This is a genomic window from Micromonospora sp. 4G55, from assembly GCF_016803375.1.
Genome location: NZ_JAEVHN010000583.1, coordinates 1 through 3,847 on the forward strand (window position 1 = coordinate 1; position 3,847 = coordinate 3,847).

At 72.3% G+C, this 3,847-nt stretch carries 3 protein-coding genes; 1 reads left to right on the forward strand and 2 read right to left on the reverse strand.

What is annotated here, in order from left to right:
* Positions 1–206: 206 nt before the first annotated feature.
* Positions 207–1,004 (reverse strand): SGNH/GDSL hydrolase family protein, encoded by a 798-nt coding sequence (locus JNW89_RS30330; protein WP_238451686.1) that lies wholly within the window; start codon positions 1,002–1,004, stop codon positions 207–209.
* A gap of 198 nt (positions 1,005–1,202) precedes the next feature.
* Between JNW89_RS30330 and JNW89_RS30335 the strand changes: the two genes are divergently transcribed.
* Positions 1,203–2,744: a M1 family metallopeptidase gene (locus JNW89_RS30335; protein ID WP_238451687.1), complete on the forward strand. Its 1,542-nt coding sequence runs from the start codon at positions 1,203–1,205 to the stop codon at positions 2,742–2,744.
* Positions 2,745–2,997: 253 nt separating this feature from the next.
* Here the strand turns inward: JNW89_RS30335 and JNW89_RS30340 are convergent, their stop codons facing one another.
* On the reverse strand, positions 2,998–3,522 hold the full coding sequence (locus tag JNW89_RS30340; RefSeq protein ID WP_238451688.1) for a hypothetical protein: 525 nt from the start codon (positions 3,520–3,522) through the stop codon (positions 2,998–3,000).
* Positions 3,523–3,847 lie beyond the last annotated feature (325 nt).

Here is a 3,847-nt window from a genome sequence, read left to right on the forward strand (position 1 = left end):
GCAGCAGCCGGGCCAGCAGGGAGAGCAGCTCCGGCCCACCGGTGGGGAGCCGGTCCCGGCCCGGCCGGGGCCGCTGCCGGGTGGTCGGTTCTCGCATCGTGCACCTCCGCCGGGTCCGGGGCAGCCACGGACTCTCCATTGTCGGCGACGGATGCAACGGCGGCCGGCGGCCCGGTACGGGACCGCCGGCCGCCGGGGCGCGTCGGTCAGTTGAGCGCCGCGTTCAGCGCCGGCAGGTAGCCGTACCGGTAGCCGGCGGCGTTCGGGTGGTACGCCTCGATGACCCCGGAGACGTCCCGGATCCACGGGTCGGCGGCGCAGACCCCGTGACCGGCGAAGAAGGGACGGGCGTCGGCGAAGGTGGCGCCGGCCGCCCGGGCCCGGTCGGCGATGATCGTGGCGAGCAGGTCGGCGGCCTCGTTGAGGATGGTGCGCTTGTACGTGCTCATGGCCAGCAGCCCGCAGTAGGTGGTCTCGAACAGCCGCGGGTAGCCGAGGACGACGAGCCGGGCGTTGGGGGCCCGGTTGCGGATGGCGGCGTAGGTGGCGTCGAGCCGGCCGGGCAGCGTCGAGGTCGCGAAGCTCTTGGACTCGTTGACCGCGTTCACGCAACTGGTGGTGCTGCCGAACCGGCAGCTGGTGATGACGTCGGCGAAGCCGGCGTCGTTGCCGCCGATGGTGACGGTGACCAGCGTGGTGCTGGTGCTCAGCGAGTTGACCTGGCTGTTGATCACGTCGGCGGTGACCGCGCCGCCGCAGGCCGGGAACCGGAAGCTGGTCACCGCGTTGGCGGCGGCCCAGAGCGGGGCGTACGACTTCTCGCTGCGCAGGCAGGTGGAGAGGTCGTACGGGCCGGCGCCGACCCCGGAGGAGTAGGAGTCGCCGAGGGCGACGTAGTTGACGGTGGCCGCCTGGGCGGTGCCGGGGACGAGCACGACGCCGAGGACGGTGGCGAGCAGGGCGACCAGCGCGGAGACGGCGCGGGCCAGGGCGCGGTGGGGCATCACGGACCTCCACGGAGCAGGGGTGGTGGGATCCTCGTGACCGCGCGCTGGTCAGGGGTCTGGGCCTTGTTACTAGCCGGTAATGCTATCGAAACATTTAGATCAAGTGAACAGCTGATCTCACCGCGCGGGGCGGACACGTTCACAAACGTCGATTAGGTTGATCCTGCGAACACCCCGACGGAGGGAGTCCACCTCGTGCGACGTGTTTTCACGGCGGCCATCGCCGCCCTGACCGTCACCACCGCCGGCACCCTGGTGACCGGCACCCCCGGCCAGGCCGCCCTACCGGGTTGGGGCCGGCCGGTCCCGGTCGCCGCCGCACCGGCGCCCGGCAGCCCGGGCCTGGGCGACAGCTACTTCCCCGACTACGGCAACGGCGGGTACGACGTCAGCCACTACGACGTCCGCCTGCGCTACGAGCCGGCCACCGACCGGCTCACCGGCACCACCACCATCCTGGCGACGGCCACCCAGGACCTGTCCCGCTTCAACCTCGACTTCCTGCTCGACGTGGAGTCCGTCCGGGTCAACGGCTGGTCCGCCGCGTACACCCGCGAGGGCACCCACGAGCTGGTGGTCACGGCGCCGCGCGCCATCGCGAAGGGCCAACTGCTGACCATCGTGGTCAAGTACTCCGGCGTGCCGTCAGAGACCCTGGTCGGCGGCTACACCGGTTGGACCCGGACGGACGACGGCGCGCTGGCGGTCAACGAGCCGGAGTCGGCCTGGTGGTGGTTCCCGGCCAACGACCACCCGCTGGACAAGGCCACCTTCGACATCTCGGTGTCGGTGCCCGCCGGGGTCGAGGTGATCAGCAACGGCGTGCAGCCGCGCCCCCCGCTGGCCGAGCCCGGCAACCGGATGCGGTGGGGCTGGCGCAGCACCAGGCCGGCCGCCACCTACCTGGCGTTCCTGGCGATCGGCCAGTACGACATCGTCACCGACAGCGCGCCGAACGGACAGCCGGTGATCAACGCGTACAGCACCACGCTGGGCGAGCGCGGGCCGGCCGCGCGGGCCAGCATCGAGCGGACCGCCGAGATCGTCGACTGGGAGAGCGGCATCTTCGGGCCGTACCCGTTCGAGGCCCAGGGCGGCGTCGCCGGGCCGATCGACGGCATCGGCTTCGCGCTGGAGACGCAGACCCGCCCGGTGTACGGGCCGAGCTTCTGGCGCCGCGGCGCGAACACCTACGTGGTGGTGCACGAGAACGCCCACCAGTGGTTCGGCGACTCGGTCTCCGTCGCGCAGTGGCGGGACATCTGGCTCAACGAGGGCTTCGCCTCGTACGCCGAGTGGCTCTGGTCGGAGGAGCAGGGCGAGGGCACCGCGCAGGAGCTCTTCGACTTCACCTACGCCGCCTATCCGGAGGACTCCGAGTTCTGGCAGGTGCTGCCGGGCGACCCGGGCGCCGACCGGGTCTTCGACGACGCGGTCTACGACCGGGGCGCGATGGCGCTGCACCAGCTCCGGCTGGCCGTCGGCGACGAGGCGTTCTTCGAGATCCTGCCGGCCTGGACCGCCGAGCACCGGTACGGCAACGGCACGGTGGCGCAGTTCCAGGCCCTCGCGGAGCGGATCTCCGGACTGGACCTGGACGAGTTCTTCACCACCTGGCTGTTCACCGCCGGCCGTCCGGAACTGGCCACGGCCGCCCGTGCGACGGCTGCGGCCGCCCCCGCACAGCCGAAGTCGTGGACGAAGATCCGCGAAGCGCACCAGCTCCTGCAACGCTGACCCCCGGCCCGGCCGGGGTGCCCGCTCCCCTTACGCGGGGGAACGGGCACCCGGCCGGTGCGCCGTCCCGGCGGCGGCGCGGAGGCCGGTAGGCGCAACGGCCGCTCGACGCCGAGGGCTGCCTGGGGCGCACCCCCGTCAAGGGGACGCTACCGACCTGATGACGTAGACGACTCACCCCGCCCGGGGGCGCAGCGCCCACCGGACGCTACCGACCTGATGACGTCAACGACTCACACCGCCCGGGGCGGGGTCAGGCCGCCGGCGTCGACACCGGCGGCGCGGCCGGCGCGTCGGCGCCTGCCTCGATCGCCCGGATGTGCCGGTAGGCGAACCAGAGCGGTGGGAAGGCGCCGACCGCGAAGGAGAGGTCGACCAGCGTCCAGAACCACGGGATGTCCCGGATCGGCCCGCAGATCAGCGCGAGCGGCACGATCCCGGCGCAGGCGATCATGCCGAGCTGCACCACCCACACATTGCGCACCGGATCCCGTAGCGGTCCCCAGAAGGCCACCGCCAGCACCAGGTGGGCGAAGGCGAGCCAGTCGGTGCCGTAGAGCATGAACGGGTAGTGGTCACCGGTCTCCACCAGCCCGGTGTGCACCCGCTCGATCCAGCCGACCAGCGCCGGCAGGTCGTCGGCGAGCGGGTCGAGCGCGCGCAGCAGCCAGCGCACCTCGATCTCCAGCGGGAACGCGGTCGCTCCACTGAGGAAGAGACCCACCAGCACGATCCACAGCCACCGGCGGATCCGCCGCAGCCGCTCCTCGGTATCCATGGCCGGAGCGTAACGATGATCTTCGCGCCGCTCGGTCCCGTGGCCGCCTGATCCACCGGCGAACCTCATGACCTCGCTCACCCGCAGCCGGTCCCGGCCACGCCGGGTGACTCCACCAGGAACCACGCGGCCACCGGAGGACATCGCCACCGGCGAATCGGCTACGACATCAGGTCCGTAGCGTCCGGACCGCTCGGGGTCGCACCGGGTGAGGTCCGGGCACAGCCGGGTCGGCGGCCTCGCCCGAGGCAGGTGTGCAGCCGATACCGACAGCGCTCCCCGCCCGCGCCCTGCCCCGGCGTCGAGCCGCCTCAGGGCAGGCAGT